Raw genomic sequence first — 4,644 nt, forward strand, 5'->3', positions numbered from 1 at the left:
AAGGGCGGATCGCCGTCTCTCTCCAGTCTGATTCCGCCGATTCCGGGGGAGATCCCTCGACTGCGCTCGGGATGACGTGCCGGGGGCGTGGGAATGCCAGTTCTGTGAAGGCTCGCTCAGGTTTTGTCGTGTACTGTGGCCCATGCGAACGGATAGAGTATAAACGATGTAAACAATGTACTTCTACAAGCGCGCTGCTTCTGATGTAACGCTACGAGAACGCCGTGCACGCAGTACGCCCAAACCACAGAAGACTGCAACTGCGTGCGGCCTGCCAAACGCTCCCCCTGGATCTCTTTTTGCCTGAACGCTGGCTCTTCGCCTATGTCTTCGGTCTCGCCTTCCGTATCCGACCGTTCAACGACAACGCCCGACTACCAGGCGCTGTACGAAACAGCCCCCGTGGCTTACTTTTTGGTCTCGCCGGGCGGATACATCCAAATGGTGAATCCACATGCCGCTGAGCTGCTGGGATATGAACGCCGTGCGCTGGTGGGGCGGTCGCCGTTATCGCTCTACCCGCCGGGTCCCGAGGGGCGCGATCGGGCAATGCAGGTGCTACAGCAGGTGCGACAGGGCCAGTCGGTCGAGAAGGCCGAGATGCGTATGGTACGCTCCGACGAGACCAAGCTCTGGGTGCAACTTACCGTGCACCCGGTGCAGAACGACAACGGCACGATTGAACGCTTCCAGTCGATCGTAATCGATATTACCGACCGTAAGGAGATGCAAGCACAGCTGGAGACGAACCAGGCGGTGCTGGAGTCGCGTGTCCGGGCGCGCACCGCTGAGCTGGAGCGTGTAAACGAAGAGTTGCGTGCCGAAATCCAAGAGCGGCGGGCCGTACAAGAGCAGCAGCAACGCCAGCTGGCGGCGATGGATGCGGCCATGGCTGGCATGGCGATTCATGCACCCGACGGTGCGTTCCGGTATGCCAATCAGGCACACGCTACGATCTACGGCTATGACGATCCCGAAGAATTGATCGGCGAGAGTTGGCGCATCTTGTACGACGAGCAGGAGCAGGCCTACATTGAGGCCGAGGTGTTTCCGGTGCTGGACCGCGGCGAGCAATGGAGCGGCGACCTCACGGGGCTGCGCGGCGACGGCAGCACCTTCCCGGTATACCTGACGCTGACTCCGCTGGATGATGGCGGACTTACGTGTATCTGCGAAGACATCACCGCGCGCAAAGAGCGCGAGCAGCGGCTGGAGCTCTACACCCGCCGCCTGGAGGTACTGCGCGACATCGACCAGGCCATCTTGCAGGCGCAGTCGCCCGCCGACATTGCGCAGGCGGCCATGGAACGCCTGCATCACCTGGTGCCATGCAGCCGGTCGAGCGTAGCCCTCATCGACCGCCGCAGCAACGAAGGCACCGTGCTGGCCCGCTACAGCGACGGCGAGTCGATGCTCGATAGCGGCGTAACCGTTCCCCTGCATTACTTTGAATTTACCGAGGCCGCGCTGGAGCGTGATCTGCATGTTGTAGAAGACATTCGCTCCGTGAATCAGACCCCGCTGATTCAGCAGCTTCGCGAAGAAGGCATTCGGGCGTTTATGACGCTGGCGATGCGCATGGACAATACGCTCATTGGCATCGTAAACTTGGGAACAGAAGATCCGGGCTGCTTCGATGGGCAAGAGCAGCGCATCGCCCGAGAAGTGACGGACCAGCTTACGATTGCCCTGCGTCAGGCTCAGCTCCTGGAGCAAGTGCAGCAGCACACCGAGCGCCTGGAGCAGCGCGTAGAGGAGCGCACCAAAGAGCTGGAATCGTTCACCTACTCGGTGTCGCACGACCTGCGCACGCCGCTGCGGGCCGTCGACGGCTTTTCGCAGATGCTGCTCAATGCCCACAGCGACCAGCTCGACGACGAAGGGCAGCGCCTCCTCGGTGTCATCGTAGAGAGTGCGCAGCGCATGGGCCAGCTCATTGACGACCTGCTTGCGCTCTCGCGGCTTGGCAGTCGCGAAATGCGATCTGCGCCCATCGACATGGATACTCTCGTAGACGACGTCATCGACGAACAGGACCGTGCACATCCCGACCGCGACATCCTGTTTTCGTGCGACCCGCTCCCCAGCACCTGTGGCGACCGCTCGATGGTGCGGCAGGCGCTCACGAATCTGCTCTCGAATGCGGTCAAGTTCACGCAGGGCGAAACGTCCGCGCGCATCCACATAACAACCGACGAGACAGCCGACGTGCCCACCTACATCATCAAAGACAACGGGGCCGGGTTCGATATGGCCTATGCCGACAAGCTGTTTGGCGTGTTTCAGCGCCTGCACGACGATGATGCGTTCGAGGGCACGGGCGTGGGGCTCGCCATTGTAGAGCGCGTGGTGCAGCGCCACGGCGGTCACGTGGAGGCAGAGGGCGCCGTGGGCAAAGGCGCTACGTTCACGTTTACCCTGCCCAAAGAAGCCGCTGCCCCGCCCTGACTCTGATACGCCTGCCTGCCTTGCTGCCTCCTCATCGACTGTGTTGTACCGTATGAGTCGCTCCATCTTACTCATTGAAGACCAGCCCTACGACGCCGAGCTCACGCTGCGTGCGCTGCGCGAACTGGGGCTCGACGAAGACGTCATGCATCTGCGTGATGGGGCCGAGGCGCTCCGCTACCTGTTTGAGGATACGTCGGACCACGACACGCCCCCCAAGCTCATCCTGCTCGACCTGAAACTCCCCAAGATAAGCGGGCTGGAGGTCCTCGAAGCGCTCAAGTCGAACGAGCGTACGCAGTGCATCCCCGTCATTGCGCTCACCTCCTCGCAGGAGCAGCAAGACCTGACGCGCTGCTACGACCTGGGGGTGAACAGCTACGTGGTGAAGCCGGTTGACTTTGAGCAGTTTACCGAAACGGTTCAGCGCATCGGCCGCTACTGGACCTCGACCAACCAAACGGTGTGTTAGAGGCTGCGTTGTCCGTATCTGCCGCTCTCTTTCGCATCCCCAACCTGCCTCGCTATGCCCAATAATGCCTCGCCCTCGTGGGACGCGCTCGACGTGCTGCTGCTTGAGGACGTGGATACCGATGCGGAGCTCATTCGCCACCAGCTACACGCCGACGGCATTACCGGCCCGGTGCAGCGGGTGGATACGAAGGCCGACTTTGAGGCTGCCCTCGACGACGGCCCGCCCGACATTGTGCTGGCTGACTACTCGCTGCCGTCGTTCGACGGGCTTACGGCCCTGCGCATGGTGCAGGAGCGCTACCCCACCGTGCCTGTGGTCTTCGTGTCGGGGGCTATTGGCGAGGAGCGCGCCATCGAAACGCTGAAGCAGGGTGCCACCGATTACGTGCTCAAAGACACGCTCTCGCGGCTGGGTCCGGCGGTGAAGCGAGCCCTGCGCGAGGCCGAGGAGCGCCGCGCTCGCCAGGAAGCCGAGGCCGCGCTGCGCCAGGCTCACGACGAGCTGGAGCAGACGGTAAAAGAGCGCACCGCCGCCCTGCGCGAGAGCCAGCAGCGCCTGTCGACCATTGTGGATTCGGCGATCGACGCCATCATCAACATCGAGGCCGACCGCACCATTACGCTCTTTAACCCGGCGGCCGAATCCATCTTCGAATGCTCCGCCAACAACGCCTGCGGGCAGCCGCTTACACGCTTCCTCACAGACGAGTTTGACGCGCTGCTGGCCGACTACTTGCAGCACGACGGCGATGCCGAGGGGCGCTACCTGGCGGCGTCTGAGGGGATTCAGGCGCGCCGCGCCTCTGGCGATACGTTTCCGGTCGAGGCTACGATCAGTCCGCTGCCGCTGCCGAACCGGGCCACTCAGCACCTGCTCATCTTGCGCGACATCGATGCACGCACGCAGGCCGAAGCCGCAGTCTCCCAACTGGCCTCCGAAAAGCAATACCTGCAAGAAGAGATCCGCAGCGAAAAGGGCTTTGAGACGATCGTAGGCACCTCGCCGCCCATGCAAGAGGTGTTCACCGCGATCGACCAGGTGGCGAGCACCGACACCACCGTGCTCGTATGCGGACAGACCGGCACCGGCAAAGAACTCGTGGCCCGCGCCGTACACGAACGGAGTCCACGCGCCGACAACGTGCTCGTAAAAGTAAACTGCTCCGCGCTCGCCCCCGACCTCATTGAAAGCGAGCTCTTTGGTCACGAAAAGGGTGCATTCACGGGGGCTTCTGAGCAGCGCGTGGGCCGCTTCGAACTGGCCGACGGGGGCACGCTCTTCCTCGACGAAATCGGTGAACTGGCGCTGTCTACCCAGTCGAAGCTGCTACGGGCGCTGCAAGAACAAGAGTTTGAGCGCGTGGGCGGAAGCCGCACCATTCAGGTGGATACGCGGATCATCGCTGCAACGAATGTGGATCTCGAACAGGCTGTGGAGGAGGGCCGCTTCCGGTCGGATCTGTACTTTCGCCTCAACATCTTCCCGATCAATCTGCCTCCGCTGAGCAATCGGCGCTCCGACATCCCGCTGCTGGTAGATCACTTCCGAAAGATGTTTGCGCAGCGCATGGGCAAGTCGATTGAGGGCGTAAGCCCCAGCGCTATGGCGGTGCTCAAAGCCTACGACTGGCCCGGCAATGTGCGCGAGTTGGCCAACATCATGGAACGCGCTGTGATCCTGGCGCAAGATGGGCTGATTCGCGCCGATGACCTCTCCATTAC

At 62.2% G+C, this 4,644-nt stretch carries 3 protein-coding genes; all 3 read left to right on the forward strand.

The features are described 5' to 3' along the window. Nucleotides 1-324 precede the first annotated feature (324 nt). Entirely contained in the window at nucleotides 325-2,448 is a 2,124-nt protein-coding gene (locus tag R6U20_RS14195) for a PAS domain S-box protein (protein ID WP_410338493.1), read from the forward strand. A gap of 52 nt (nucleotides 2,449-2,500) precedes the next feature. Beyond that, nucleotides 2,501-2,920, forward strand: coding sequence for a response regulator (locus R6U20_RS14200; protein WP_410338494.1), 420 nt, complete (start codon nucleotides 2,501-2,503; stop codon nucleotides 2,918-2,920). Between the two features lie 54 nt (nucleotides 2,921-2,974). Further along, nucleotides 2,975-4,644: sigma 54-interacting transcriptional regulator (locus tag R6U20_RS14205; RefSeq protein ID WP_410338495.1), on the forward strand; the 1,670-nt coding region annotated here is incomplete at its 3' end.

This window comes from Longimonas sp., assembly GCF_046498435.1.
In the GTDB taxonomy this organism is placed as follows: Bacteria; Bacteroidota; Rhodothermia; order Rhodothermales; family Salinibacteraceae; genus Longimonas.